Consider the following 25,880-nt stretch of genomic DNA (forward strand, 5'->3'; position numbering starts at 1 on the left):
TCCTTCGGTACCGCCCGCGCGTCGGCCGCCCGGCGCTCACGCCTCCGGGGCGCGCCGCCACGCCGCTCTTGCGGACCGGGGACACCCTCCCGGCCGCCCCGGCTCCGCCCCGCGGACCCTGCTCCGCCCCGCGGGCCTGGTGGCGCCCCGGGACCGCATCGGCACGACCAGCACCGAGTGCGTCCCGGACGCCCTCCGTCCCTCGGGCCCCACTCCGCCCCGCGGGCCGCCGGCCCGCTACTCCGCGGCCGTGACCAACTCCTTCTCCTTCTCGCCCTCGTGGTCCGCCGGGGGCTTGCCCGGCAGGAACAGGGCGACCACCACCGAGCCGAGCAGCGCGACGCCGGTGCCCCACAGGGCGGTGGTGTGCATGGCGTGCAGGAAGGCGTCGCCGGCCGGGCCGACCAGCGCCTTGCCGGGCGCGCCGAGCCGGGCGGCCACGCCCAGGGTGGCCTCGATGGACTCGCCCGCGGCGTTCCGCAGGCCGGGCGGCAGCGCGGTGAGCTTGTCCTCGATGCCGTTGCGGTACGCGGTGGACAGCACCGAGCCGAGGACGGCGATGCCGAGGGCGCCGCCGACCTGGCGGAAGGTGTTGCTGAGCGCGGAGGCGGAGCCGGCCTTCTCGCGCGGCAGGGCCTGCATGATGACGACCGAGGTCGGCGTCATGATGTGCGCCATGCCGGTACCCATGAGGAAGAAGACGGCCTCCAGCGCCCAGATCGGCGTGTCCGCCTCGAAGCTCGCGAACGCGGCCAGCGTCGCGGCGACCAGGAGGAGCCCCGCGGTGGTGGTGACCTTGTTGCCGAACCGGTCGACGACCAGCCGGGCCCGCGGCGCGAAGATCATCTGCGCGGCGGCCAGCGGCAGCATCAGCAGACCGGCCTGCAGCGGCGTGTAGCCGCGCACGCTCTGGACGTAGAAGACCGAGAAGAAGGTCACGCCCATCAGCGCGAAGAAGACCAGCGCGATGGCGGCCATGGCGGCCGAGAAGACCTTGTTCCTGAAGTAGGTGACGTCGAGCGAGGGGTGGTCGCTGTGCTTCTCGAAGAGGACGAAGCCGACGAGGACCGCGAGGCCGCCGATGATGGACGCGAGCACCTTGGCGTCCGTGAAGTCGGCCTGCTGGCCGCCCTTGATGATGCCGTAGACGAGCAGGACCAGGCCGACGACGGACAGTACGACGCCGACGGGGTCGAGCCGGCCGGGCTTCGGGTCGCGCGAGTCGGGCACGAGCCAGACCATCAGCGCGACCGCGAGGATCACGATCGGCACGTTGATGAGGAAGACCGAGCCCCACCAGAAGTGGTCGAGCAGGACGCCGCCGGTGATCGGGCCGATGGCGATGGCGAGTCCGACGCCGCCCGCCCAGATGCCGATGGCCTTGGGCTGCTCCTCGCGCTCGAAGACGTTCATCAGGACCGCGAGGGTCGCGGGCATGACGAACGCGGCACCGAGGGCCATCAGCGCGCGGTAGGCGATGAGCTGGCCCGGGGAGCCGGACTCGGCGGCGAGGGCCGAGCCGAGGCCGAACACGACGAGGCCGCCGAGCAGGACCTTCTTGCGGCCCACCCGGTCGCCGATGAGGCCCGCGGTGAACAGCAGGCCCGCGAAGACCAGGGTGTAGGCGTTGATGGCCCACTCGATCTCGCTCTGGGTCGCACCCAGTCCGGTCGGCGCCGGGGTGGCGATGGTCTTGATCGCGACGTTCAGGATCGAGTTGTCCAGCACCACGATCAGCAGGCTCAGCATCAGCACGCCGAGGATCGCCCAGCGGCGCCGGTGCACCGCTTCGGGTATTCGAGGGGCGGAGACGGCAGGAGTTGTCATGGATCCGACCCTAGAACCATTTCAATACGGCACCGTCTCGTATCTGAATTCTTTTACCGAGACCTTACGCGTACGGCGAGATCGAGGCGGCCCGCGCACCATGTCAAGTGGGGGTCCCTCTGGCCGTCCTTGGCACGAGGTGCCACCATGGAGGGGATCCGGGGACGCCGTCAGGGCGCCTCGAGATGACTTGTAAGGAGCCGTTGCAATGACGCAGCTTTCGGCTGCCCAGACGAAGCCCTCCGACGGCAGCAAGGCGCTGTACGGGGGCAAGGGCACGCGCCGTATCACCGTCCGCGACATCGCCCTCGCCAAGGAGCGGGGCGAGAAGTGGCCCATGCTCACCGCCTACGACGCGATGACCGCGTCCGTCTTCGACGAGGCCGGCATCCCCGTGATGCTGGTCGGCGACTCGGCGGGCAACTGCCACCTCGGGTACGACACCACCGTGCCCGTCACCCTCGACGAGATGACCGTGCTGTCCGCCGCGGTCGTACGCGGCACGAACCGCGCCCTGATCGTCGGCGACCTGCCCTTCGGCTCGTACCAGGAGGGCCCGGTGCAGGCCCTGCGCTCGGCGACCCGCCTGGTGAAGGAGGCCGGGGTCGGCGCCGTGAAGCTGGAGGGCGGCGAGCGCTCGCACGAGCAGATCCGGCTGCTGGTGGAGTCCGGCATCCCGGTCATGGCCCACATCGGCCTGACCCCGCAGTCCGTCAACGCCATGGGCTACCGCGTCCAGGGGCGCGGCGAGGAGGCGGCCGCGCAGCTGCTGCGCGACGCCAAGTCCGTGCAGGACGCGGGCGCCTTCGCGGTGGTCCTCGAACTGGTCCCCGCGGAGCTGGCCGCCGAGGTCACCCGTGTGCTGCACATCCCGACCGTCGGTATCGGCGCGGGCCCGGAGACGGACGCGCAGGTCCTGGTGTGGACCGACATGATGGGGCTGACCGGCGGCCGCGTCCCGAAGTTCGTCAAGAAGTACGCCGACCTGCGCACGGTCATGGGCGACGCCGCCAAGGCCTTCGCGGAGGACGTCGTGGGCGGCACGTTCCCGGCCGAGGAGCACTCCGTCCACTGACGTACATCAGACCACTGCGGTAACACCACGGACAGCCTCTGCCGACTTCCCCCATCGGCAGGGGCTGTCCCCTTTTTGCGCCTGAACCGGCGCCGCTCTCGCGGAGGCGGTTGCTCGCCGTCGTGGTTACTCAATTGATGGTTGCGGTGGTCGTCGGGGGTTTTTGCGCCTTGAACCGGCGCCGCTCTCGCGGAGGCGGTTGCTCGCCGTCGTGGTTACTCAATTGGTGGTTGCGGTGGTCGTCGGGGGTTTGTCGGTGCTGTCGGCTTCTTGTCGGCGGTTTGTCAGTGGCGGCTGGCACTGTCCTTGCCATGACGCGAATCGACAAGAACCCCAGGGGCGGGAGCCACGCGGTACAGGTGCGGGGGCTGGTCAAGCACTACGGCGAGACCAAGGCGCTGGACGGCGTCGACCTCGATGTGCGCGAGGGCACCGTGATGGGCGTGCTCGGGCCGAACGGCGCGGGCAAGACCACCCTCGTACGGATCCTGTCCACCCTGCTGGCCCCCGACGCCGGCCAGGCGACCGTGGCCGGGTACGACGCCGTGCGCCAGCCCCGGCAGCTGCGCCGGGTGATCGGGCTGACCGGACAGTACGCCTCGGTCGACGAGAAGCTCCCCGGCTGGGAGAACCTCTACATGATCGGCCGGCTGCTCGACCTGTCACGCCGGGACGCCCGTGCCCGCGCCGACGAACTGCTGGAGCGGTTCTCGCTCACCGAGGCGGCCAAGCGCCCGGCGTCGACGTACTCCGGCGGTATGCGCCGGCGGCTCGACCTGGCCGCGTCGATGATCGGCCGCCCCGAGGTGCTGTTCCTCGACGAGCCGACCACCGGTCTGGACCCGCGCACCCGCAACGAGGTCTGGGACGAGGTCAAGGCCATGGTCGGGGACGGCGTCACCGTCCTGCTGACCACCCAGTACATGGAGGAGGCCGAGCAGCTCGCCTCGGAGCTGACCGTCGTGGACCGCGGGAAGGTCATCGCGAAGGGCGGCATCGAGGAGCTGAAGGCGAAGGTCGGCGGGCGGACGCTGCGGGTGCGGCCCGCCGATCCGCTTCAGCTGCGCCCGCTCGCCGGGGCGCTGGACGAGCTGGGCATCACCGGGCTCGCCACCACCACCGTGGACACCGACAGCGGCACGCTGCTGGTGCCGATCCTCAGCGACGAGCAGCTCACCGCCGTCGTCGGCGCGGTCACCGCGCGCGACGTCACGATCTCCTCGATCACCACCGAACTCCCCAGCCTGGACGAGGTGTTCCTGTCCCTCACCGGCCACCGTGCCAGTGCCCCGCAGGACGCCACGCCTGCCGACACCCGCGAAGAGGTCGCCGTATGAGCGCCAACGTCCCTGCCGTCGACGTCCGTATCCCACTGCGCGGCCACCTGCGCCACACTGGGGCCCTGATCCGCCGCAACCTGCTGTGGATCCGCCAGGACCCGGAGTCGATGTTCGACGCGCTGCTGATGCCGATCGTCTTCACCCTGCTGTTCGTCTACGTCTTCGGCGGCTCGATCGGGCAGGCGCTGGGCGGCGGTCAGGACCAGTACGTGCAGTACGTCATCCCCGGCATGATCGCGATGATGAGCATGACGCTGTCCCAGGGCGTCGGCACCGGCTTCAGCCAGGACTTCAACTCCGGTGTGATGGACCGGTTCCGGTCCCTGCCGATCGGCCGCGGCTCGGTGCTCTTCGCGAAGATCTCGGTGGAGCTGGCGCGGATGCTGTTCGCGACGACCGTGCTGATGATCGTCTCGGTGCTGGTCGGTTTCGACATCAGCAACTGGGCGGGCCTGTTCGCGGCCGTGGGTCTGTCCGCGGTGTTCGCCTCGTCGGTCATGTGGGTGTTCCTCACCCTGGGCGTGGTCCTGAAGAACGCGCAGTCCGTGCAGGCGATGGGCTTCCTGGTGCTGTTCCCGCTCCAGTTCGGCTCGTCGATCTTCGCGCCGACGAAGTCGATGCCCGGCTGGCTGCAGGCCTTCACCGACTACAACCCGCTGTCCACGCTGGCGGACGCGGCGCGCGGGCTGATGCTGAACGGCTCGGCCAGCCCCCACGACCTGTGGGTGACCCTGGGCTGGTCCGTGGCGATCACCGTGGTGATGGCGCCGGTCGCGATCCACAAGTTCCGTACCAAGAGCTGACGTTCAGGCCTGTGGGCAGGCCTGCGGGCGTGCGCGTGTCAGACCAGGGCGGTGGCCTTTGCGAGGGAGAGGTCACCGCCCTCGGCGTACGCGGCCTCGTACGCCGGGCCGTCGAGCGAGGCCCGGATCGCGGCCATGGTGCGCTCGCGCACCTCGCGCTCCACTCCGGACGCGACATGGCCGGGCGGCAGCAGGGCGTCCGCGGCGGCCAGACACCGGGCGGCGTCCGCGGCGCGGCCGCCGCCGTCGACGCCGGCGAGGGCCATCGCGGCGACGGTCAGGCAGATGGACGGCAGATGCGGGGTGATGGTCTGGGACAGCGGGTCGGCGGTGTGCCGCAGCGCCTCGCGGATCTTGCCCAGGGAGTCGGTGGGCGCGCCGTCGAGGGCCTCCACCCAGGCCTCCTGGGTGAGGATCATGGCGTCGAAGACGACGAAGTGCGCGATCTTGAACTCCTCGCGCAGGAGCCGGAGTTGTTCGCGGGCCTCCGTGACGCGGTCGGTCAGGGCGAGCCGGCCGGCGAGGAAGAGACGGGCGGCGGGCATCGACTCGTTGTGCGTGCCGTCACCCCGGGCGATGACCTCGCGCAGCAGGCGCTCACCGCGTTCGACGTCGCCCGTCTCCAGGAGCACATTGCCGAGGCGGGCGCTGAGAATCGCCTTCTGGGCGCGGGCACCGAGACGTTCGGCGTGCTCCATGGCGGCCTCGTAGTCGGCGGCGGCCCGGGCGTACTCGCCCTTGCGCTCGCGCGCCTCACCGCGTGCGGAGAGCGCCTCGGCGGTGCCCCAGTCGTCGCCCAGGCGGCGGAAGATCTCCAGCGACTCGTCCGCGTCCTGGGTCGCGTCGCCCGCCCAAGTGGTGCGGTTGGCAAGGAGGTTGGCGCGCATCTGCAGGGCGCCGGCCAGCTCCCATTCGTAGCCCTCGGTGTCCCGGCAGGTGCGGACGCAGGCGTCGACGATGGTCCGCAGCCGGTCCGCGCCGCCGGTCAGCATCACGGCGAAGAACCAGACCAGGCCCGGACTGCGGCAGACCTGCGGGAGCCCGGGCTCGTAGACCTCGGCGATGGCCCGCAGCTTGGCCTGGGCCGCCGGAGTCTGCCACGCGTCCAACTCGGTGTCCATGCACGCGAGATGGGCGAGGTGGACACTGCGCCGGGCCTCGACGAGGAGTTCGCCGGTGAGCGGGGGCGAGACGTCGGTGCAGCGCTGCCACACGGGTTCGGCGCGGCGGACCGGCTCGGCGAAGGGATCGGGCCCGAGGGACATGACCTCACGGCACCAGGTGCGGGCCTCGATGCGCAGGTCACGCATCTGCCAGTACGAGATCAGGGAGAGGGCCAGGCAGAGCGCCTCCTGCTCGTCCCGTTCGGCGACGGCGTGCCGCAGGGCGGTGCGCAGGTTCTCGTACTCCAGCTGGATCCGCTCGACGGCGGCACGCTGTCCCCGGCCGCGCAGCAACGGGTCGGTGGTACGGGCGAGTTCACGGAAGTACGTCAGGTGGGCGCGCTCGGCGGGCCCCCGCTGCCCGGCCTCGTCGAGCCGTTCGCGCGCGTACTCGGCGACGGTCTCCAGGAGCCGGTAGCGCATGCCGCCGTCGGCCGAGGGGGCCGCGACGACGAGGGACTTGTCGACGAGGGAGCCGAGCGCGTCGAGGGCGACGGGGCCGCAGACGGCCTCGGCGGCGGCGAGGTCGCAGCCGCCGGCGAACACCGACAGGCGGCGCAGGACGTCCCGTTCGTCCTCGTCCAGCAGGTCCCAGGACCAGTCGACGACGGCCCGCAGGGTCTGCTGGCGCGGCAGCACGGTGCGGCTGCCCGAGGTGAGCAGCCGGAAGCGGTCGTCCAGCCGGTCGGCGATCTGCCGCGGGGTGAGCATCCGCAGCCGGGCGGCGGCCAGTTCGATGGCGAGGGGCAGTCCGTCGAGCCGTCGGCATATCTCGGCGCAGGCGGCCGCGGTCTCCGCGTCGGCGTCGATGCGGAAGCCGGGCCGGGCGGCGGCGCCGCGGTCGGCGAGCAGCCGCAGCGCGACCGGCTCGGGCAGCGGCTCCACGGGCCGCAGCAACTCCCCCGGTACGCCGAGGGGTTCACGGCTGGTGGCCAGTACGGTCAGCCCGGGGCAGCGCTCCAGGAGCCGCTCCACCAGACGGGCCGCGGCGTCCACGACGTGCTCGCAGTTGTCGAGGATGATCAGCATGCGGCGCCGGCCGCAGTGCTCGACGAGCCGCTCGACGGGATCGTCGTACCGATCGGCGACCGCCCGCATGCCCTCGGCGCCGGCGCCGTGCAGCAGCGTCTCGCGGGCGCCGATCGCGGTGAGCACGGCCTCCGGTACGGCCTCGGGGTCGTCGACCGGCGCCAGCTCGGCCAGCCACACCCCGTGCCGGCCGGCGTCCCGCACGGTCTCGGCGGCCTCCTGCGACAGCCGGGTCTTGCCGGCCCCGCCGGGCCCGAGCAGCGTGACGAGCCGGGCCGACGCGAGGTCGCCCCGGATGGTCTCGATGTCCGCCTCGCGGCCCACGAAGGAGGTGAGGCGCGCGGGGAGGTTGCCGTGGAGGGCTCCGTCAGGACGGCTCGGGTGGGCCGTGCCCACGGAAGGATCCGGCGCCCGCACATCGGCATCCGGCGGACCGTATCCGGCCGAAGGCACGCCCGCGACATCAACAGCGCCCCGGCCGCCGCCATTGCCGTACGTCCCGTACGTGCCGGCCCCGGCCGGGTACCCGGCACGCGGCGCGCCGCCCCCGTCGCCGTTCCCGTGGGCAGGGCCTCCGGCCGTATGTCCGCCCCGCAGCAACTCCCCGTGCAGAGCGCGCAGTTCCGGACCCGGGTCCGAGCCGAGCCGCTCCGCGAGCAGCCGTCGTACGTCCTCGTAGGCGGCGAGCGCCTCGGCGGTGCGGCCGGTGTCGCGCAGGGCGCGCAGGCGCAGCGCCTGGAGGGGTTCGTCCAGTGGGTGGCCGTCACACAGGGCGGTGAGCCCGGGCAGCGCCTGTGCGGCGTGGCCGAGGGCGAGGGCGGCGGTGTGCCGGGCGCGCAGGGCGTCGAGGCGGCGGGCCTGGAGCCGGGCCGCCTCGGCGGTGCGGTCGGGCAGGTCGGCGAGGGCGGGTCCGCCCCACAGGGCGAGGGCGTCGTCGAGGGCGACGGCGGCCTTGGCCGGATCGTCGTCGTCCAGCGCGCGCAGCCCCTCCCCGACGAGCCGCTCGAACCGGTGCAGGTCGATGTCGTCGGGGGCGGCGGCGAGCCGGTAGCCACCGTCCGCCGAGGCCACGGCGTCGGCGCCGAGCGCCCGCCGGAGCCGGCCGACCAGCGCCTGGAGCGCCCCGGTGGCGTCGGCGGGCGGCTCGGCGCTCCAGACCTCGTCGACGAGCAGCCCCACCGGGACGGTCCGCCCGGCCCGCAGGGCGAGCACGGTCAGCAGGGCACGCAGCCGAGCTCCGCCCACGGGAACGGCCGTGCCGTCGGGGCGGAGCGCCTGGGTGGTGCCGAGGATGCGATAGCGCACGGGGTCCATTGTCCCTGGGGACGCCGGTCCGCCGCCTCCGGGTTTCACACACCCGTGAAACGGGGAGCGGCTCCGGTCACGGCACGACCGCGGCGAGGAACCTCCGGCCGAGCGCGGAACGTTCTCCCCTCACCGTCGGTACGGTCGATCCCCGCCGCCGGTACGGTCGACCCTCACCCCCGTATACGGTCGACCGGACGGCCGCCACCGACCCGACTCAGGAGATCCATGACCACCGCCACCACCCGCCCCGCCGACCGCCGGATCAGTCCCGTCTTCGTGGGGATCCTGGCCGTCACGGCGGTCACCGGATGGGCCACCTGGACCGGGTTCGCGGCGCAGCCGGGGCTCGCCGTGTTCCTCTTCGTGACGGCGGCCTGGGTCGTCTCGCTCTGTCTGCACGAGTACGCGCACGCGCGCACGGCGCTGCACGGCGGGGACATCTCCATCGGCGCGAAGGGCTATCTCACGCTGAACCCGCTGAAGTACACGCACGCCCTGCTGAGCATCGTGCTGCCGGTCGTGTTCGTGATCATGGGCGGGATCGGTCTGCCCGGCGGGGCCGTCTTCATCGAGCGCGGGCGGATCCGGGGCCGCTGGCGGCACAGTCTGATCTCGGCGGCGGGCCCGCTGACGAACGTGCTGTTCGCGATCGTGTGCACGGCCCCGTTCTGGCTGCACGCCGTGGACGGTGTGCCCCTCGGCTTCCGGTACGCGCTGGCGTTCCTGGCACTGCTCCAGGTCACGGCCGCGATCCTGAACTTCCTGCCGGTGCCGGGCCTGGACGGCTACGGGGTGATCGAGCCGTGGCTGCCGTACGGCGTCAAGCGCCAGGTGGAGCCGTTCGCGCCGTTCGGTCTGCTGCTCGTGTTCGCGCTGCTGTGGGTGCCCTCGGTCAACGCCGTGTTCTTCGACGTGGTCGACGTGGTCCTGCGCGGGCTGGGGATCGACCTCAGGGACTGGTACTGCGGCCAGGAGCTGTACCGCTTCTGGCTGGGCACGAACGAGCTGTGCGCGGTCAGCCCGTGACGGACGTCGCGTCGCCCTTCGCGGCCCGGCCGCGCTTGACGTAGTACCAGGCCATGTTGGACGAGACGCCCGCGAGCAGCACCCAGACGATCCCCAGCCAGCTGCCCTGGACGAAGGAGACGGCTGCCGCGACGACGGAGAGGACGCAGACGGCGAGGGCGTAGAGGGCGAGGCGGGACATGGGGTGGGCTCCTGTCGGGGGACACTGCTTCGCCGACCAGTGTCCCCCATGCCTGTGGGCCTCCCGGAGCCGGGAGTGCCCGGCCCGGCTCACACGTCGGTGACGCGGAGCCCGGCGTGCGCCTTGTAGCGGCGGTTGACGGAGATCAGGTTGGCGACGAGAGCCTCCACCTGGTGGGCGCCCCGCAGCCGGCCCGCGTAGACGCCGCGCATGCCGGGGATGCGTCCGGCGAGCGCCTGCACGATGTCGGTGTCGGCCCGCTTGTCGCCGAGGACCATCACGTCGGTGTCGATCCGGTCGACCTCCGGGTCCTCGAGCAGGACGGCCGACAGGTGGTGGAAGGCGGCGGTGACCCGGGAGTCGGGCAGCAGGGCGGCGGCCTGCTGGGCGGCGCTGCCCTCCTCCGGCGTCAGGGCGTAGGCGCCCTGCTTGTCGAAGCCGAGCGGGTTGACGCAGTCCACGACGAGCTTGCCGGCCAGCTCCTCGCGCAGTGACTGAAGCGTCTTGCCGTGGCCCTCCCAGGGCACGGCGACGATCACGATGTCGCTGCGGCGGGCGGTCTCGGCGTTGTCGTAGCCCTCGACGCCGTGTCCGATCTCCTCGGCGGCGGCCTGTGCGCGCTCGGCCGCGCGGGAGCCGATGATCACCTTCTGGCCGGCCCGGGCGAGCCGGTATGCGAGGCCCTTGCCCTGCGGTCCGGTGCCGCCGAGCACGCCGACGACCAGCCCGGAGACGTCGGGCAGGTCCCAGGGGTCCTTGGCGGGGGCCTTCGCGGGCTGCTGTGCACTGTCGGTAGAGGTCATGCGGCCGACTCTACGTCCGCCGCCCGCCGCACCGGATCATGCGGCCGGGGGCCCCGTCCTCCCCGGTCGGGCGAATCCCGCCCGAACCCCGCGCCCGGCAGGCGTGGTTGGGGCAGGATGCGGTCGCATGGACGCCGTACGGGTCGCGCTCCTTCGCGAAGTGCTCGCCGGAACCGAGTGGTTGGGGGCCACGCGGCGGTTCGCCGGAGTGCTGCGCGGCTCCGTGGTGACGCACGGCGGCGGGCTGCTGCTGGTGGGCACCCCGGAGTACGAACCGTGGCACCTGGCGGCGCATCTGGTGGACGAGGCCGCCTGGTCGGGCACGCCGGAGCTGGCCCCGACGCTCGTACGCCATGGCGCGCGCCCCTCGGACCCCGCGCACCTGGCCGTCGGTCCGGGCCGGATCGCGGCGGCCCGGCGCGGCGAGACGCTGCTGGTGGTCGCCCCCGGGGAACCCGCCCCGCTGCTGGAACGGGTGCATGACGCGCGCCGGGCCGGGGCGACCGTGCTGGCGCTCGGCTCGACCGACGGTGACCTGGGCGCGATGGCCCACGAGACGCTGGCCGTCCCGGACGGGGCCGAGCTGGACCTGGACACCGTGCAGCACCTGGTGAGCGCGGCGGCCGGCGAGAACCCGCTGCCCGTCCCGCGGGGCCGCGGCCGCTTCCGCGACCGGCTGTCGCGGATCGCCGACCATCTGACCTCGCCGCCGCCGGGCGTCTGGTAGCCCGCGAACGGCCCCCGCCCGCGCGGAAACCCGCGCGGAAATCGGTTGCCCGCGGCTTTCCCGCGGCGGACGATGACCCCTCGTGACCGATGCCGACGGCCTGCGCGGCCTGCTCCCCGACCTGTCTCCCTGGCGGGCGTCCGCCGACTTCCGCCGGCTCTGGCTGTCCGGGCTGATCAGCAACTTCGGCAGCTTCCTCACCCTCGTCGCGCTGCCGGTGCAGCTCAAGGACCTCACCGGGTCGGCCGCGGCGGTGGGCGCGATCGGCGCGGTGGAACTTCTCCCGCTGATCGTGTTCGGGCTGTACGGCGGCGCGCTCGCCGACGCCCTGGACAAGCGCGGGCTGATCGTGTCGTCGGAGGCCGGACAGGGGCTGCTCAGCGCGGCGCTCCTGCTCAACGCCCTGCTCCCGCACCCCGCCGTCTGGCCGCTGTACGTCGTCGCGGCCCTCTCCTCCGCGCTGTTCGCCATCCAGCGCCCGGCGCTCGACTCACTGTGGCCGCGGATCGTCGCCCACGCCGACCTCCCGGCCGCCGCCGCGCTCAACTCCCTGCGCTGGACGGTCAGCGGGGTGGCCGGCCCGGCCGTGGCGGGCGTGGTCGTGGCGTACGCGGGGCTCGCGTGGGCGTACGCGGCGGACGCGCTGACCTTCGTCGTCTCCCTCGCCCTGGTCCTCGGCATCGCCGCCTCGCCCGCGTCCCACGAGGCCGTCAAGCCGTCCCTGAAGGCGATCGGCGAGGGCGCCCGCTACGCCTGGAGCCGCAAGGAGCTCCTCGGCACCTACACCGTCGACCTCGCGGCGATGTTCCTCGCGATGCCGCTCGCGGTGCTGCCGTTCCTCGCGGACGAACTGCACGCGAAGTGGGCGCTGGGGCTGATGTACGCGGCCATCCCGGCGGGGTCGCTGCTGGTGAGCCTGACCAGCGGCTGGACCTCGCGGATCCACCGGCACGGCCGGATGGTGGTGCTGTCGGCCACCCTGTGGGGCCTGGCCGTCGCCGCCGCCGGCGTGGTGGGGAACGTCTGGCTGGTGCTGCTGTTCCTCACCGTGGCCGGCGGCTGCGACATGGTCAGCGGGATCTTCCGCTCCGCCATGTGGAACCAGACGATCCCGGACGAGCTGCGCGGGCGGCTCGCCGGGATCGAACTGCTGTCGTACTCGGTGGGCCCGCAGCTGGGCCAGGTCCGCGCGGGCGGCATGGCGGCCTGGCTCGGCGTGCGGACGTCCGTGGGGGCGGGCGGGCTGCTGTGCGTGGGCGTTCTCGGCCTGCTGGCCCTGTGCCTGCCGGGGCTGATGACCTACGACGCGCGGACGAACGAGCACGCGGTCCGGCTGCGCGAGCGGCGGGCGGCCGCGGCCGAGCCCGTGGCGGGCTGATCAGCCCTCGTCCTTGCCCTCGCCCGAGGGGGCGTCGTGCCAGCGCGGGTCGTTCTCCCACTGCAGGTCGCGCTCCCGGGCGGTCTCCAGGGCGTGCTGGGCCTCGGCGGGGGTGGCGTACGGACCGAAGCGGTCCTTGGCCGGGCACTCGGGGCCCTCCTCCACCTTCTTGTGCTCCAGGCAGTAGTACCACTCGCCCGGCTTCCCGGACGTCCGCTTCTTGAACACCGTCATGACCGGCTCCTTTCGCCACGGACATGGTCCCCCATGCCCGCTGGTTAGACTCGCTGGCATGTCTGGCCAGTCGCTGCTCGTACCAGGGGAGCTCTCTCCCACCCGTTCGGTACCCGGAAACATCCGCCGCCCCGAGTACGTCGGCAAGCCCGCGCCGACGCCCTACACCGGACCGGAGGTGCAGACCCCCGAGACCGTCGAGGCGATGCGCGTCGCCGGGCGGATCGCCGCGCGGGCCATGGAAGAGGCCGCGAGGATCATCGCGCCCGGCGTGACCACCGACGAACTGGACCGGGTCGCCCATGAGTACATGTGCGACCACGGCGCCTACCCGTCCACGCTCGGCTACCGCGGTTTCCCCAAGTCGCTGTGCACCAGCGTCAACGAGGTCATCTGCCACGGCATCCCGGACTCGACGGTGCTGCGGGACGGCGACATCGTCAACCTGGACGTCACCGCGTACATCGGCGGGGTGCACGGCGACAACAACGCCACGTATCTCGTGGGGGACGTCGACGAGGAGTCGAAGCTGCTCGTCGAGCGGACCCGGGAGTCCCTCAACCGCGCGATCAAGGCGGTCAGGCCGGGCCGCCAGATCAACGTCATCGGCCGCGTCATCGAGTCCTACGCCAAGCGCTTCGGGTACGGCGTGGTCCGGGACTTCACCGGGCACGGGATCAGCACGTCCTTCCACTCCGGACTGATCATCCCGCACTACGACAGCCCGCACGCGACGACGGTCATGCAGCCCGGGATGACCTTCACGATCGAGCCGATGCTGACGCTGGGCACACACGAGTACGACATGTGGGACGACGGCTGGACCGTCGTCACCAAGGACCGCAGGCGCACGGCCCAGTTCGAGCACACGCTGGTCGTGACGGACACCGGGGCGGACATCCTCACCCTGCCGTGACCGGCTCGGAGAAGTCCAAGACACCCCCTAGCGCTCCAGGATCACGCGGCCGCCGATCTCCACCCAGCCCTCGGGCTGGGGCGCGGTCAGGATCTGGGAGCCCGCGCCCTGGCGGATGTTGAGCGCGCGGCCCAGCTGACGGGTGAGCAGCAGGGCCGCCGCGCCGGTGGCCTCGTCCTCGTCGATGCCGTCGTCGCGTCCCGGGAAGGCGCGGGCGCGGATACGCCCGGCCGCCTCGTCCTCCCACGCCCAGGCGTAGATCCACTCACCGGGCGGCGGCACGGGCAGCGCGTCGACCTCGGCGGCGCCCGCGTACTGGCGCAGGGTGCGCGGCGGCGCCCACTCGGGGCGGGCCTCGATCCAGCTGAACTCCCCGTCCAGGCGCGCGCCGACGGCCCCGGCGGGGGTGAGGAGTTCGGGCACGTCCAGCAGCCAGGCCGTGCCGACGCAGGGGTGGCCGGCGAAGGGCAGGCGCAGGGTCGGGGTGTAGATGTCGATGACACCGCGCTCGGGGTCGTCGACGAACACGGTCTCGCTGAAGCCGAGTTTCCCGGCGAGCGCCTGCCGGTCAGCCCGCTCGGGAAGCCGGGAGCCGTCGCGGACGACGCCGAGCTCGTTGCCGTACCCGCCGCCCGCCGCGCAGAAGACGCGCAGCACGTCGTAATCAGTCACCCCTGCATATTCGTCCACGCCCGCGCGAGCTGTCCACGCGCCTCCGACCGGCCGCGCCGTACACTGCCCACACCCGTCTCCGCTTCAGCGCCGTGACCCATCGCAGGCCTCATGCCCACTGATTCCGCCCAGTCCGCCGCCCCCCGTCCCGTCGTCAACTCCCGGCGCCGCGCCGCCTGGTGGCCCGCGTTGCGGCGTACGCCCGTGTCGTTGTGGCACGACGACATCTCCGACTACGCGGCCGCCCTGACGTACTACGCGGTCCTCGCGGTGCTGCCCGCGATGCTGGTCGCGGTCCTCGCGTTCGGTCTGATCAGTCCGGACACGGCGAAGGAGTTCGTCAGCCACGTCACCGCGTACGCGCCCGCCGAGTCCGCCGCGGACCTGCACGCCGTCCTGACGCGGATGCTGGACACGGACGGGAGCGCGTGGCCGCTGCTGGTCGCCGGTACCGTCAGCGCGCTGTGGTCCGCCTGCAGTTACCTCGCCGTCTTCCGCCGGGCCCTGCACTTCATGCACCGGGTCGAGGACCGGCGCTCGCCGTGGCGGAAGGCGCATCGGCTCGTCCTCACCGCGCTCGCGCTGCTCGTGCTGCTCCTGGCCGGTTCGCTCGCCCTGCTGCTCACCGGGCCGCTGGCCGAGGACGCGGGCCGGCTGCTCGGGCTGGGCGCCACGGCGGCCTGGGGCTGGAGCGTGCTGCGCTGGCCGTTGCTGCTGTGCCTGGTGGCGCTGCTGGTCGCGGTCGTCTTCCGCACCGGTCCGGTCCCGGCGCGCCGGAGCGGACACAGCGTGACCGGCGGTGTCGTGGCCGCCGTCCTGTGGCTGGCCGTCTCCACCGGCTTCGAGGTGTACGCCTCCACCCTGAGCACGTACAGCAGGCTCTACGGCTCCCTCGCCGGCGTCGTCGTCTTCCTCGTCTGGCTGTGGCTGTCCAACCTCGCGTTGCTCGCCGGCGCGCAGTTCACCGCGGAGTTGGCGAAGGACGGCGCGAAGGACGGCACCCCCAGCGCCGCCGCCACCGCGACTTGACCTACGCATGACTCGCCATTGACGTGGCTTTTGGGACGTCGAGATCAAGCCGTGTCTGTGATTTTCGCCCTGCCCGGGAGTCCCGGATTGATGGGTGCCACTGAGGTTAGCCTCAGGTAAGTTAGGTGAGCCTCACCAACCCGTCCTCTGCTGGGAGCCCGCATGCGAGCCGTCCGACTTTCCGTCATCGCCGCCGCCACCGTGGTCGGTCTGACCGCCGTCACGGCCTGCACGGCGAAAAGCGACGCCAAGAGCGACAGCGACGCGATCCGGGTGACCGCCGCCGACTCCACGTGCGACACCTCGGCCAAGTCGGTCCCGGCCGGCCAGGTCACACTGGACATCGAGAACAAGGGCTCGAAGGCCACCGAGGTCGAGATCCTCTTCCCGGACGACCGGATCGTCTCCGAGAAGGAGAACATCGGCCCCGGCACCAAGTACACGCTGACCGCCGAGATGAAGGCCGGTTCGTACGAGATCGCCTGCGTCCCGGGCATGAAGGGCCACGGCGTACGGCAGAAGCTCACCGTCGACGGCGGCGGGTCCGCCGCCAAGCGGGACCCGAAGCTGGACAAGGCCGTCGCCGAGTACCGCGCCTACGCCCAGGAGCAGGCCGACGCCACGCTGCCGCTCGTCGAGAAGTTCGCGAAGGCCGTCAAGGACGGTGACGTCAAGGCGGCTCAGAAGGCCTACGCGCCCTCGCGCCTCGGCTGGGAGCGCACCGAGCCGGTCGCCGAGTCCTTCGGCGACATCGACCCGAAGGTCGACGCCCGCGCGGACGGCCTGGAGGACGGTCAGAAGTGGACGGGCTGGCACCGGCTGGAGAAGGCGCTCTGGAAGGACAAGAAGATCGGCGCCGAGGAGAAGGCCCTGGCCGGCCAGTTGGTGACCGACCTGAAGGAGTGGCAGGAGCGGGTCGGCGAGGCCGAGATCACCCCGACCTCCATGGCCAACGGCGCCAAGGAGCTGCTCGACGAGGTCGCCACCGGCAAGGTCACCGGCGAGGAGGACCGCTACTCGCACACCGACCTGGCCGACTTCAAGGGCAACGTCGAGGGCGCCGAGAAGGCGTACGAGCTGCTCAAGCCGGTCGCGTCGAAGAACGACCCGGCGCTGGCCAAGGAGCTCGACCGGCAGTTCGCGGCCCTGAACACCCTGCTCGACAAGTACCGCTCGGGCAAGGACTCGTACGACTTCGTCTCCTACGACAAGGTCACGGAAAAGCAGCGCAAGGAGCTGTCGGACGCGGTGAACGCGCTCGCCGAGCCGCTGTCCAAGCTCGCCGCCTCCGTCGTCAAGTAAGGAAGTCCTGACCATGACGACCGAGACGACGCAGCAGTGCCCCGCCTCCCCCTCCCGCAGGGCGGTCATCGGCTGGGGCGGGGCCGGGCTCGCGCTCGGTGCCGCCGCGACCGGCGGCGCGGTGGCGATGACCCGCACCGGCGACGACGTCGCCCCGGTGGCCGCGGACGCGGGCGCCGCGGTGGACTTCCACGGCCCTCACCAGGCGGGCATCGCCACGCCGGTGCAGGACCGGCTGCACTTCGCCGCCTTCGACGTGAAGACCGAGGACCGCGCGGAGTTCGTGCGGTTGCTGAAGGACTGGACCCGGGCCGCCGCGCGGATGACCGCCGGACAGCCGGTCGGTGACGCCTTCGGCGGTCTGCCCGAGGCGCCGCCGGAGGACACCGGCGAGGCGATGGGCCTCAAGCCGTCACGGCTGACGCTGACGATCGGCTTCGGCCCCTCCCTGTTCGAGAAGTTCGGCCTGAAGGACCGGCGCCCGGAAGCCCTCGTCGACCTTCCCAAGTTCCCCGGCGACAACCTGGAGAAGGCGCGCAGCGGCGGCGATCTGTGCGTCCAGGCCTGCGCCGACGACCCGCAGGTAGCGGTGCACGCCATCCGCAACCTGGCCCGTATCGGCATGGGCAAGGTCGTCGTCCGCTACTCGCAGCTCGGCTTCGGCAAGACGTCGTCGACGACGCCGGACGCGCAGACTCCGCGCAACCTGCTGGGCTTCAAGGACGGCACCCGCAACATCGCGGGAACCGAGACGGACCGGCTGAAGAAGTTCGTGTGGGTGGGCGAGAAGGACGGTCCCGACTGGATGACCGGCGGCTCGTACCTGGTCGCCCGGCGCATCCGCATGAACATCGAGACCTGGGACCGGACTTCGCTCCAGGAGCAGGAGGACGTCTTCGGGCGGGACAAGCGCGAGGGCGCGCCGGTCGGCAAGGCCAAGGAGCACGACGAGCCGTTCCTGAAGGCGATGAAGCCCGACGCGCACGTGCGCCTCGCGCACCCCGACGCCAACAACGGGGTGACGATCCTGCGCCGCAGCTACTCCTACACCGACGGCACGGACGGTCTCGGCCGCCTCGACGCGGGCCTGCTCTTCCTCGCCTACCAGCGCGACGTACGCGAGGGTTTCATCCCGCTGCAGCGCAAGCTGTCGCGTCACGACGCGCTCAACGAGTACATCCAGCACGTGAGTTCGGCGGTCTTCGCGATCCCGCCCGGCGTCCGCGACAAGGACGACTGGTGGGGCCGGGCGCTGTTCTCCGAGGAGGCGTAGTCACTTGTTCTCCAACTACCTGATCGGTCTGCGCGAGGGCCTGGAGGCCAGCCTCGTCGTCTGCATCCTGATCGCCTATCTGGTCAAGACCGGCCGCAGGGACGCCCTGAGGCCGATCTGGACCGGCATCGCGGTCGCCATCGCCATCGCCATGGGCTTCGGCTGCGCGCTCGAATTCGGCTCCCAGGAGCTGACGTTCGCGGCGCAGGAGGGTCTCGGCGGCACGCTGTCCATCGTCGCGGTGTGCCTGGTGACGTGGATGGTCTTCTGGATGCGGCGCACCGCGCGGCACCTGAGGTCCGAGCTGCACGGCAAGCTGGACGCCGCCCTCGCGATGGGCACCGGCGCGCTGGTCGCCACCGCCTTCCTGGCCGTCGGCCGGGAGGGCCTGGAGACCGCGCTGTTCGTGTGGGCGTCCGTGCACGCGGCCAGCGACGGCACCCCGCGCCCGCTGATCGGCGTGGCGCTGGGCCTGGCCACCGCGGTGTTCCTGGGCTGGCTGTTCTACCGGGGCGCGCTGCGGATCAATCTGGCCAAGTTCTTCACCTGGACCGGCGGGATGCTGGTCGTCGTGGCGGCGGGCGTGCTGGCGTACGGCTTCCACGACCTGCAGGAGGCCGGCTGGGTCCCGGGCCTGCGTGACCTGGCCTTCGACATCAGCGACACGATCGAACCGGACAGCTGGTACGGCACGCTCCTGAAGGGCGTGTTCAACTTCCAGCCGGATCCGACCGTCGTCCAGGTCACGGTGTGGCTGCTCTACCTGGTCCCGACACTCACGGTTTTCCTCGCCCCGGTAGGGTTCGCCTCCGGGAAGGGGAAGGTGAAGGCACCTCATGACCAGGGATCGCAGCCCTCGAAGGCTTCGCAGGCGTGACCGGACGACGCCGGCCGGCTCCGGCTCCGGCTCCGGCTCCGGCTCCGGCTCCGGCTCCGGCTCCGGCTCCGTGAGAACGCTCCGCTCCGTGAGAACGCTCCGCCGGGGCGTGCTGGCGGCGGCCGCGCTGACCGTGCTGTCGCTGACGGCGAGCGGATGCGTGGTGGTGCACGGGGAGCGCGAGGTGCTCCCCGTCACCACGCGCGCCGAAGCGGCCACGGCGCTCCGGCAGTTCACGGACGCGTACAACAAGGCCGACAAGGCGTACGACCGTTCCCTGGACGCGGGCCATGTCACCGGGGCCCTCGCCGACATCGACGGGGCCCGGCTGAAGGCGGCGCACGCGAGCAGCCCGGGCGGCAACCCCGGTTCGATACCGCTGAAGCTGTCGGACGCGAAGTTCACGATCCCCAAGAAGGCCGGCTGGCCGCGCTGGTTCGTCGCCGACGCCACGGCCAACAAGGGCGGCAGCGCCCACTGGCTGTTCGTCTTCACCCGCCACAGCCTGTCCCAGCCGTTCCAGGTGGCGTATCTGACGCTGCTGGCGCCGGGCGCCGTACCGGAGTTCAAGAAGGACAAGGACGGCTGGGCCGAGGCGATTCCCGCCGACTCGAAGGAACTGGCGTACCCCCCGCAGGACTTGAGCCGCATGTACGCCACGTACCTCAAGTCCGGCGGCAGCGGCTTCGCGCCGGGTCCGCACACCAGCGACTGGCGTCAGCAGCGCATCAAGTCGGCCAGGAAACCGGGTCTGGTCACCCAGTACGTCGACGAGCCCCTGACGTCCGGCGACTACGCCCCGCTGGCCCTGCGCACGGCGGACGGCGGCGCGCTGGTGTTCTTCACCTCGCGCCACTTCGCCAAGCAGACCGCGGCGGTGGGCGCCGCCATCCCGACGTTCACCAAGCAGGTGCAGTCCCTCACCAAGGGCGAGGTCAAGCAGTCCCTGACCCTGGAGTTCATCTCCAACCAGGCGGCGCTGGACCCGAAGAAGGGCGCCTCGGGCCCGGCGGGGGTGTCGCTGGTGGGTCGTATCCAGGGGCTGACGGGGGCGCGGGGCGAGTAGCCCCTGCCCTCGCGGGGGCGTCTCAGTGTCGCCGCGGGGCGGCCCTCAGTGCCGCCGGGGCCAGGCCGGGCGCTCGTCCGCGTGGCGGGTGCAGGCGTCGGTGAGGGACTCGAGGAGCGTCAGCGGGTCGGGCAGCGGATGCTCCGGACCGCGCAGCCAGCTGACGCCGCGGTCACCGTCGCCGGGGAGCCGGGCCGGCGGGACGAGGACGTACGAGCCGCGGCAGTGCCAGCGCAGGCCGGGGTGCTCGTCCATCGTCTCGGGGCGGCAGTCCAGCTCGCACGGCCACCACTCGTCCTCGTCCTCGGGGGTGCCGCGGGTGAGGGTGAAGAACAGCATGCGGCCGTCGCCGCTCTCGGCGACCGGGCCGACCTCGACGCCGGAGGCGAGCAGCCGCTCCAGCGCCTCGCGCCCGGCCTCCAGGGGCACGTCGAGCACGTCGTGGACCATGCCGGTCGCGGTGATGAAGTTGGCCTCGGGCTGCTGGCGGATCCAGCGCTCGAGCTGGGCGCGGTCGGTCGTGGACTGGGTCTGCCACGCGAACGACACCGGGTGCCGGGCCGGGGTGGGACAGCCCACGCGGTCGCAGGAGCAGCGGTAGTCGGGGCCGGGGTGGGCGGCGGGTGCGAGCGGCAGTCCCGCTCCGGCGGCGTCGAGCAGCAGGGCCTCACGGCCGCCGTCGTCGGCGGGCTGCTGCGGGCGGCGTCCACGCAGCCACCGGGAGAGCCTGCCCTGCCGGTCGGACCGACCGCCGAACGTCCCGCTCATCAATCCCCTCGCCTCGCTGGTGTGCGGACAACATGCCCTATGGTCCCACCCTTCGAGGCATCCGGTGACCGGGGCCCTTTCCGGCGGTCACGGCTCCTGGGTGCCGGGCGGCGGCCAGGCGTCGCCCCACTGCGTGTCCCGGGCGGCCCTGTACAGCTCGCCGTGGCGCTTGGTGACCGTCGTGCGGCGCAGCTGGTCGTCGGCCTCGCACAGGTCCAGCAGCACCTGTCCCTTGCGGATCTGCGGCCGCCGGATCACGCGGGCGGCGGCCGGGTCGACGGGGAAGCGGGCGGCGGCGACGTAGCTGAACTTCTCGTCCTCGTACGCCAGTGAGCCGCCCTTGACCTGCCGGTGCAGCGAGGAGCGGCTGACCCGGGCGGAGAAGTGGCACCAGTCGGTGCCGGGCACGATCGGGCAGGGCGCGCTGTGCGGGCAGGGCGCGGCGACGTGGAACCCGGCGTCGATCAGCCGCTGCCGGGCCTCGATGACGCGGGCGTACCCGGCGGGGGTGCCGGCCTCGACGATCACGACGGCCTGTGCGGCGGCCGCGGCGGCGTCGACCAGGGCGGCGCGGTCGGCCTCGGAGAGTTCGTTGAGGACGTAGGAGACGGTGACGAGGTCGGCGCTGCCGAGCGCGAGGCCGGCGCCGATGCGGGCGCGCTGCCAGCGGGCGCCGGCCAGGGCCGGGTTCGCGGCGGCGATCTCCCGGCCGAGGGCGAGCGCGGGCTCGGCCCAGTCGAGCACGGTCACCGGCCGCTCCCCGTCCCAGGTGGCGCTGACCGCCCAGGTCGCCGCCCCGGTCCCGCCGCCGACGTCGACATGGCTGCCGGGCGCCCAGCCGGGCACGGCGGCGGCGAACGCCTCCAGCGCCGCCCGTACGGCCTCGAAGGTCGCGGGCATCCGGTACGCGGCGTACGCGGCCACGTCGGCGCGGTCCCGCAGGATGGGCGCGTCGGTCGGGGTCTGCCCCCGGTAGTTGGCGATCAGCCGGTCCACGGCTCCGGCGGCCTGTTTGGGCGGCAGCCCGTCGAGCAGGCCGGCGAGGGCGGCGCGGAGGGTCTCGGCGGTCGGCAGTGCGGGGTCGTTCACCCGGCGATTCTATGGGCGCCCTGCGTTGGCCCGGCGCGACCACCGCGTTGCCATGGCCGTCGTCCGGAGGCTGCCGCCCTCAGCCCTCCCCCGCTGTCGGCCTGAACGGCCTCGTCCTCAAGCGCCGGACGGGCTGGGATGCACCGCCCGCGCCAGCCGGGTGGCCGCCGCCGCGCGGGGCCGGCTGTCCGGCGTTTGCCGCCGGGGGTGGACGGTGTTGGCGAGCAGCACGAGGAAGGTGTCCGTCGCCCGGTCCAGCACCAGCGAGGTCCCGGTGAACCCGGTGTGCCCGGCCGCTCCGCCGCCCGCCAGCTCCCCCATGAACCAGGGCTCGTCCACGCGGAAGCCCAGTCCCGGCGGGGCCAGCAGCAGGTCGGTGAAGTCCGGGCCGAGGATGCGGGCGGGACCGTACGCGCCGCCCGCCAGCAGTGTCCGGCACAGGATTGCCAGGTCGGGGCCGGTGGAGAACAGTCCCGCGTGGCCCGCGACGCCGCCCAGCGCCCAGGCGTTCTCGTCGTGGACGACGCCCCGCAGCATCCCGCGCTCGGCCTTGGCCCACGGCCGCCGCTGGTCCTCGGTGGCCGCCGCGCCCGGGCACGGCCCGAAGCCGGTCGCGGTCATCCCGAGCGGCCGGGTGATCCCCTCGTGGACGAGGACGTCGAGGGTGCGGCCGGTGACCCGCTCCAGGACGTACTGGAGCAGCAGCATGTTCAGGTCCGAGTAGAGGTACGTCCCCGGGGCGCCCGTCGGTTCCTCGGCGCGCAGCATCGCCATCCGCTCCTCGTCGTCCGCGCAGTCGTACAGCGGGAGTTCGGGGCGCAGTCCGGAGGTGTGGGTGAGCAGCTGGCGTACGGTGACCCCGTGCCGGGCGGCCGCGTGGAACCCGGGGAGACAGGCGCCGACGCGCGCGTCGATGCCGAGGGTGCCCCGCTCGATCTGCTGCATGGCGGCGATGGCCGTGCACAGCTTGGTCAGGGAGGCCAGGTCGAAGGGGGTGTCGACGGTCATCGGCACCCGTGCGGCGGGCGGCAGTTCGACGCCCGTGCCGGTCCCGGCGTCGTACGCGGCGTACCGCACGGCCCAGCCGGCCGCTTCCTGTACGGCGATGACCGGTCCGCGTCCGGCGACCACGACGACGCCGGGCGCCCAGGGGCGCGGCCCGGCGGTGAGGTCGCGCACCTCGCGGACGAGGCGGTCCGTTTCCACCGGGTCGAGTCCGGCCCGCCGGGGGGTGTCGACGCGCAGTCTCGGTGCCCTCAGTTGCCGTCTCCCTCCGTCGGCGCGCTTGCGTTCCAGGGACGGCACAGTCCCACGAAGCAGGCCGTCGCGACCAGCGCTCCGGCCAGTTGGACCACGGCCATGGGCACGGCGGTGTGCTCCCCGGCGACCCCGACGAGGGGGGAGGCGACCGCGCCGATCAGGAAGGCGGAGGTGCCGAGCAGCGCCGAGGCGCTCCCGTACGCTGCCGGATCACTGGACGGGCGGACGTACAACCTCGCTCTCGCTGTCGGGCAGATCGTCCCGTCAACGCCGGTGCTGGCCACCCGCGTTGCCGCCGTCCGCCTCCGCCGTGTCCGTACCGGCCGCCGTCCGGCGCCGCCGTAGCAGCCAGGCGCCCGCGCCCGCCAGCGCGACGGCTCCCGCGCCGCCTTCCAGCGCGGTCCACGAGGTGCCGCCGGACCGCGAGCCCGCCGCCGCGGCGGCCCGGACTGCCTTGCGCGCGTCCTTGCGCGGGGCGCTGCCGCCCGCGGCGCCCCGGCTGCCGCCCTCGCTGACGGGCGGGACGAGCTGACCGATCGCCCGTGCCGAACTCCCCTTGCCGAAGCCCCAGTCGAGCAGCGCGGCGGTCTCCTCGTAGACGGCGTTGCCGCCGCTGGAGGGGTGCATCACGGTGACCAGCAGGGTGCGCCCGCGCCGGACGGCCGCACCGGTGAAGGTGTTGCCGGCGTGGCTGGTGTAGCCGTTCTTGACGCCGAGCAGGCCCTCGTACGTCCCGAGGCCCCACGCGCCCGTCAGCAGGCGGTCGGTGTTCTGGATCTGGAAGGTCTTCTTGCCGCCCGCCGGGAAGTCGGCGATCCGCGTGCCGCAGTGCCGGCGGAAGTCGGCGTCCTTCAGCCCGTGCCGGGCGAACAGCGTCAGGTCGTACGCCGACGACAGCTGCCCCTTGTGGTCGAAGCCGTCGGGGCTGACGACGTGGGTGTCCAGCGCCTGGAGGTCGGCGGCCTTGTCCTGCATCTCGGCGACCGTCTTGGCGACGCCGCCGTTCATATGGGCCAGCACATGCACCGCGTCGTTGCCCGAGCGCAGGAACACGCCCTGCCACAACTGCTCGACGGTGTAGGTGATCCCGGGCTTGACCCCGACGAGGCTGGAGCCGAGGGGGACGTCGGCCAGGTCGGCCTCGGTGACCGTGTGCCGCTCGGTCGGCGCGAACTTCTTCAGCAGCGTGTCCGCGAACAGCATCTTCAGCGTCGACGCGGGCGCGAGTCGCCGGTGCGCGTGGTACGAGCCGAGCACCTCCCCCGTCTCCGCGTCGGCCACGAGCCAGGCGCGGGCGGTCAGCTTCTTGGGGAGGCCGACGGCGTCCCGCGCCTGGATCCCGCCCCGGGCCAGCCGCTCACCGCCGATCACCGTGGTGGCGGAGGCCACGGAGGCCGCGGAGGCAGGGGTGGCCGCGGAGAGCGGCAGGGCGCCGAACGCCAGACCGAGAGCGGCACGCCGGGTGTGCCGAGAGGAGTCGCGCATCCCGGGACCGTACACCGCGCCCACCAGGCATTTCGGGGCCGCCTGCCCCTGGGGCGCAGAAATTTACCGTCTTATGAAATTCGCTGACGCGTTCGGACACGCCACCCTAACGGGGGGCTGGAAAGAGCCGTCGGGATGTCCCGGGCGGAAAGGGGTGCAACGGAGCGGTCACTGGGACCGTCGGGTCAGCGCACGACGGCGTAGCGCAGGAAGGCGGTCCACTCCGTGGGGTGGAAGGCGAGTTGGGCGCGGGTGGGGTTTTTGGAGTCGCGGATGTGGACGGCGCCGGGTGCCACGGCGGCTTCGACGCAGGCGCCGCCTTCGTTGCCGCTGTAGCTGCTCTTGAACCATGCGAGGGGCGCGGGTTCCGCGGTGCTCATAGTTCTCCCAGCATCTTTTCGATCAAGGCGAGCGACTCCTGCATCGTAAGCGCCTGGGCCCTGATGCTCCCGTACTGTGCGGCCACGATACGTACTTCCTCGGGGTCCATGACCAGTCGGCTTGAGTTCTGTGCCTCGGTGTATCCCAGCTGGGGTTTCCCCTTGGGTGTCAGCAGGATGAAGGAGCCGCCCATTCCCGCGTGTTCGGTACGGGCCATCGGCATCACCTGAAGTTCGACGTTGCGCAACGCGCCCAGACGACACAGCTGTTGCAGCTGTTCCTGGTGGACGTCCCGCCCTCCGAGGGGGCGCCGCAGCACCGACTCCTCGATCACCGCGGTGATCATCGGCGGGGGCCAGCCGGTGAGGATCTCCTGCCGCGCCAGCCGGGAGACCACCCTCTGCTCGATCGTCTCCTCGTCGAGAAGCGGTTTCCGCATCTCGTACAGGGCCCGGATCCTCCGCACGGTTTGGAACAGCCCAGGGATGTCATGGCAGTTGTAGTCATTGATCTCTACCGCCTCCCGCTCCAGCCGGGCATAGTCCCTGAACCACGCCGGATGCCGGACCCGCGCCCTCGCCTTGGCCTTCTCGACGTCCTCGGCGGTGGCCTTCAACAGCCCTCCCGCGTCGAAGAATTCATCCGCCGCCTCCAGGAACTCCCGTTGCGGCGTCCGCCTCCCCCGCTCCAGCGAGGAAACGAGGTCCTCGCTGTAGCCGAGCCGGTCGGCCAGCTCCCGCTGGGTGAACCCGGCCCGCTCCCGCAGGAGTTTGATCTGCTTGCCGACGGCCCGGTTCAGGTCGCCGGCCTGCTCGCTCTCGTCGTACGTGTCCGTGTCCATCCGCCCGCCCGCCTTGCCGTCGGTCAC

General features: G+C 72.4%; 24 protein-coding genes and 1 pseudogene. 12 read left to right on the plus strand and 13 right to left on the minus strand.

Going from position 1 to position 25,880, the window contains the following annotated elements; genetic code table 11:
* Positions 1 to 237: 237 nt before the first annotated feature.
* A complete protein-coding gene (locus QFZ74_RS08905) occupies positions 238 to 1,827 on the minus strand; it encodes an MFS transporter (protein ID WP_307620258.1) in 1,590 nt (529 codons plus the stop codon).
* A 208-nt stretch (positions 1,828 to 2,035) separates the two neighbouring features.
* Between QFZ74_RS08905 and panB the strand changes: the two genes are divergently transcribed.
* The 3 genes from panB (at position 2,036) to QFZ74_RS08920 (ending at position 5,045) form a co-directional block, all read left to right on the plus strand.
* The gene (gene panB, locus QFZ74_RS08910) at positions 2,036 to 2,902 is read left to right on the plus strand and encodes a 3-methyl-2-oxobutanoate hydroxymethyltransferase (protein WP_307620259.1); all 867 of its coding nucleotides are present in this window, start codon (positions 2,036 to 2,038) and stop codon (positions 2,900 to 2,902) included.
* Positions 2,903 to 3,213: 311 nt separating this feature from the next.
* Positions 3,214 to 4,239 carry an ATP-binding cassette domain-containing protein gene (locus QFZ74_RS08915; RefSeq protein ID WP_307620260.1) on the plus strand — a complete coding sequence of 342 codons (1,026 nt, stop codon included), beginning with the start codon at positions 3,214 to 3,216 and terminating at the stop codon, positions 4,237 to 4,239.
* Positions 4,236 to 5,045, plus strand: coding sequence for an ABC transporter permease (locus tag QFZ74_RS08920; protein ID WP_307620261.1), 810 nt, complete (start codon positions 4,236 to 4,238; stop codon positions 5,043 to 5,045). Before QFZ74_RS08915 ends, QFZ74_RS08920 begins: the two co-directional genes overlap by 4 nt.
* Before the next feature lie 38 nt (positions 5,046 to 5,083).
* Here the strand turns inward: QFZ74_RS08920 and QFZ74_RS08925 are convergent, their stop codons facing one another.
* On the minus strand, positions 5,084 to 8,551 hold the full coding sequence (locus QFZ74_RS08925) for a BTAD domain-containing putative transcriptional regulator (protein ID WP_307620262.1): 3,468 nt from the start codon (positions 8,549 to 8,551) through the stop codon (positions 5,084 to 5,086).
* A gap of 219 nt (positions 8,552 to 8,770) precedes the next feature.
* Here QFZ74_RS08925 and QFZ74_RS08930 point away from each other — a divergent pair, with 219 nt between their 5' ends.
* Entirely contained in the window at positions 8,771 to 9,571 is an 801-nt protein-coding gene (locus QFZ74_RS08930) for a site-2 protease family protein (protein ID WP_307620263.1), read from the plus strand.
* Here QFZ74_RS08930 and QFZ74_RS08935 read toward each other — a convergent pair.
* A complete protein-coding gene (locus QFZ74_RS08935; protein WP_307620264.1) occupies positions 9,561 to 9,752 on the minus strand; it encodes a hypothetical protein in 192 nt (63 codons plus the stop codon). The genes QFZ74_RS08930 and QFZ74_RS08935 overlap by 11 nt on opposite strands.
* A gap of 89 nt (positions 9,753 to 9,841) precedes the next feature.
* Positions 9,842 to 10,555, minus strand: a complete 714-nt coding sequence (gene npdG, locus QFZ74_RS08940; protein ID WP_307620265.1) for an NADPH-dependent F420 reductase — start codon at positions 10,553 to 10,555, stop codon at positions 9,842 to 9,844.
* Between the two features lie 127 nt (positions 10,556 to 10,682).
* Between npdG and QFZ74_RS08945 the strand changes: the two genes are divergently transcribed.
* A complete protein-coding gene (locus QFZ74_RS08945; RefSeq protein WP_307620266.1) occupies positions 10,683 to 11,282 on the plus strand; it encodes a hypothetical protein in 600 nt (199 codons plus the stop codon).
* Between the two features lie 100 nt (positions 11,283 to 11,382).
* Entirely contained in the window at positions 11,383 to 12,660 is a 1,278-nt protein-coding gene (locus QFZ74_RS08950) for an MFS transporter (protein WP_307624087.1), read from the plus strand.
* Here QFZ74_RS08950 and QFZ74_RS08955 read toward each other — a convergent pair whose 3' ends face one another.
* On the minus strand, positions 12,661 to 12,894 hold the full coding sequence (locus tag QFZ74_RS08955) for a hypothetical protein (RefSeq protein WP_307620267.1): 234 nt from the start codon (positions 12,892 to 12,894) through the stop codon (positions 12,661 to 12,663).
* Between the two features lie 58 nt (positions 12,895 to 12,952).
* On the opposite strand from QFZ74_RS08955, the gene map reads away from it, so the two are divergent.
* Positions 12,953 to 13,810 carry a type I methionyl aminopeptidase gene (gene map, locus QFZ74_RS08960; protein WP_307620268.1) on the plus strand — a complete coding sequence of 286 codons (858 nt, stop codon included), beginning with the start codon at positions 12,953 to 12,955 and terminating at the stop codon, positions 13,808 to 13,810.
* Between the two features lie 27 nt (positions 13,811 to 13,837).
* Here map and QFZ74_RS08965 read toward each other — a convergent pair whose 3' ends face one another.
* Entirely contained in the window at positions 13,838 to 14,482 is a 645-nt protein-coding gene (locus tag QFZ74_RS08965; RefSeq protein WP_307620269.1) for a PhzF family phenazine biosynthesis protein, read from the minus strand.
* A gap of 111 nt (positions 14,483 to 14,593) precedes the next feature.
* Between QFZ74_RS08965 and QFZ74_RS08970 the strand changes: the two genes are divergently transcribed.
* The 5 genes from QFZ74_RS08970 (at position 14,594) to QFZ74_RS08990 (ending at position 20,029) form a co-directional block, all read left to right on the plus strand.
* Positions 14,594 to 15,511, plus strand: coding sequence for a YihY/virulence factor BrkB family protein (locus QFZ74_RS08970; protein ID WP_307620270.1), 918 nt, complete (start codon positions 14,594 to 14,596; stop codon positions 15,509 to 15,511).
* A gap of 162 nt (positions 15,512 to 15,673) precedes the next feature.
* Positions 15,674 to 16,813 carry an iron uptake system protein EfeO gene (gene efeO / locus QFZ74_RS08975; RefSeq protein WP_307620271.1) on the plus strand — a complete coding sequence of 380 codons (1,140 nt, stop codon included), beginning with the start codon at positions 15,674 to 15,676 and terminating at the stop codon, positions 16,811 to 16,813.
* A gap of 13 nt (positions 16,814 to 16,826) precedes the next feature.
* A complete protein-coding gene (gene efeB, locus QFZ74_RS08980) occupies positions 16,827 to 18,086 on the plus strand; it encodes an iron uptake transporter deferrochelatase/peroxidase subunit (RefSeq protein ID WP_307620272.1) in 1,260 nt (419 codons plus the stop codon).
* A gap of 4 nt (positions 18,087 to 18,090) precedes the next feature.
* On the plus strand, positions 18,091 to 18,963 hold the full coding sequence (gene efeU, locus QFZ74_RS08985) for an iron uptake transporter permease EfeU (RefSeq protein WP_307620273.1): 873 nt from the start codon (positions 18,091 to 18,093) through the stop codon (positions 18,961 to 18,963).
* A gap of 127 nt (positions 18,964 to 19,090) precedes the next feature.
* Positions 19,091 to 20,029 carry a hypothetical protein gene (locus QFZ74_RS08990; protein ID WP_307624088.1) on the plus strand — a complete coding sequence of 313 codons (939 nt, stop codon included), beginning with the start codon at positions 19,091 to 19,093 and terminating at the stop codon, positions 20,027 to 20,029.
* A 45-nt stretch (positions 20,030 to 20,074) separates the two neighbouring features.
* Here QFZ74_RS08990 and QFZ74_RS08995 read toward each other — a convergent pair whose 3' ends face one another.
* From QFZ74_RS08995 to QFZ74_RS09025, 7 genes and pseudogenes are all read right to left on the minus strand, one after another.
* Positions 20,075 to 20,797, minus strand: coding sequence for a bifunctional DNA primase/polymerase (locus tag QFZ74_RS08995; RefSeq protein ID WP_307620274.1), 723 nt, complete (start codon positions 20,795 to 20,797; stop codon positions 20,075 to 20,077).
* A gap of 87 nt (positions 20,798 to 20,884) precedes the next feature.
* Positions 20,885 to 21,886: a small ribosomal subunit Rsm22 family protein gene (locus QFZ74_RS09000; RefSeq protein WP_307620275.1), complete on the minus strand. Its 1,002-nt coding sequence runs from the start codon at positions 21,884 to 21,886 to the stop codon at positions 20,885 to 20,887.
* Positions 21,887 to 22,003: 117 nt separating this feature from the next.
* Positions 22,004 to 23,191 carry a serine hydrolase gene (locus QFZ74_RS09005; protein WP_307620276.1) on the minus strand — a complete coding sequence of 396 codons (1,188 nt, stop codon included), beginning with the start codon at positions 23,189 to 23,191 and terminating at the stop codon, positions 22,004 to 22,006.
* A pseudogene (locus QFZ74_RS09010) lies at positions 23,143 to 23,349 on the minus strand (Bcr/CflA family drug resistance efflux transporter); the annotation flags it as partial. The pseudogene QFZ74_RS09010 and the gene QFZ74_RS09005, both read right to left, overlap by 49 nt.
* 61 nt (positions 23,350 to 23,410) lie before the next feature.
* Positions 23,411 to 24,631, minus strand: coding sequence for a D-alanyl-D-alanine carboxypeptidase family protein (locus tag QFZ74_RS09015; protein ID WP_307620277.1), 1,221 nt, complete (start codon positions 24,629 to 24,631; stop codon positions 23,411 to 23,413).
* Between the two features lie 185 nt (positions 24,632 to 24,816).
* Complete coding sequence (locus tag QFZ74_RS09020) at positions 24,817 to 25,011, minus strand: DUF397 domain-containing protein (RefSeq protein ID WP_307620278.1); 195 nt, start codon at positions 25,009 to 25,011, stop codon at positions 24,817 to 24,819.
* Positions 25,008 to 25,853: a Scr1 family TA system antitoxin-like transcriptional regulator gene (locus tag QFZ74_RS09025; protein ID WP_373462473.1), complete on the minus strand. Its 846-nt coding sequence runs from the start codon at positions 25,851 to 25,853 to the stop codon at positions 25,008 to 25,010. Before QFZ74_RS09025 ends, QFZ74_RS09020 begins: the two co-directional genes overlap by 4 nt.
* Positions 25,854 to 25,880 lie beyond the last annotated feature (27 nt).

The sequence above is a fragment of the Streptomyces sp. V3I7 genome (assembly GCF_030817495.1).
In the GTDB taxonomy this organism is placed as follows: domain Bacteria; phylum Actinomycetota; class Actinomycetes; order Streptomycetales; family Streptomycetaceae; genus Streptomyces.

Coding starts and splice junctions, on each gene's coding strand:
- QFZ74_RS08930 (WP_307620263.1), top strand. CDS start 8,771: ATGACCACCGCCACCACCCGCCCCGCCGACCGCCGGATCAGTCCCGTC.
- efeO (WP_307620271.1), top strand. CDS start 15,674: ATGCGAGCCGTCCGACTTTCCGTCATCGCCGCCGCCACCGTGGTCGGT.
- efeB (WP_307620272.1), top strand. CDS start 16,827: ATGACGACCGAGACGACGCAGCAGTGCCCCGCCTCCCCCTCCCGCAGG.
- QFZ74_RS08905 (WP_307620258.1), bottom strand. CDS start 1,827: ATGACAACTCCTGCCGTCTCCGCCCCTCGAATACCCGAAGCGGTGCAC.
- QFZ74_RS08920 (WP_307620261.1), top strand. CDS start 4,236: ATGAGCGCCAACGTCCCTGCCGTCGACGTCCGTATCCCACTGCGCGGC.
- QFZ74_RS08945 (WP_307620266.1), top strand. CDS start 10,683: ATGGACGCCGTACGGGTCGCGCTCCTTCGCGAAGTGCTCGCCGGAACC.
- QFZ74_RS08970 (WP_307620270.1), top strand. CDS start 14,594: ATGCCCACTGATTCCGCCCAGTCCGCCGCCCCCCGTCCCGTCGTCAAC.
- QFZ74_RS08955 (WP_307620267.1), bottom strand. CDS start 12,894: ATGACGGTGTTCAAGAAGCGGACGTCCGGGAAGCCGGGCGAGTGGTAC.
- QFZ74_RS08935 (WP_307620264.1), bottom strand. CDS start 9,752: ATGTCCCGCCTCGCCCTCTACGCCCTCGCCGTCTGCGTCCTCTCCGTC.
- QFZ74_RS08915 (WP_307620260.1), top strand. CDS start 3,214: ATGACGCGAATCGACAAGAACCCCAGGGGCGGGAGCCACGCGGTACAG.
- QFZ74_RS08995 (WP_307620274.1), bottom strand. CDS start 20,797: ATGAGCGGGACGTTCGGCGGTCGGTCCGACCGGCAGGGCAGGCTCTCC.
- QFZ74_RS09015 (WP_307620277.1), bottom strand. CDS start 24,631: ATGCGCGACTCCTCTCGGCACACCCGGCGTGCCGCTCTCGGTCTGGCG.
- npdG (WP_307620265.1), bottom strand. CDS start 10,555: ATGACCTCTACCGACAGTGCACAGCAGCCCGCGAAGGCCCCCGCCAAG.
- QFZ74_RS09025 (WP_373462473.1), bottom strand. CDS start 25,853: ATGGACACGGACACGTACGACGAGAGCGAGCAGGCCGGCGACCTGAAC.
- QFZ74_RS09020 (WP_307620278.1), bottom strand. CDS start 25,011: ATGAGCACCGCGGAACCCGCGCCCCTCGCATGGTTCAAGAGCAGCTAC.
- map (WP_307620268.1), top strand. CDS start 12,953: ATGTCTGGCCAGTCGCTGCTCGTACCAGGGGAGCTCTCTCCCACCCGT.
- panB (WP_307620259.1), top strand. CDS start 2,036: ATGACGCAGCTTTCGGCTGCCCAGACGAAGCCCTCCGACGGCAGCAAG.
- QFZ74_RS08925 (WP_307620262.1), bottom strand. CDS start 8,551: ATGGACCCCGTGCGCTATCGCATCCTCGGCACCACCCAGGCGCTCCGC.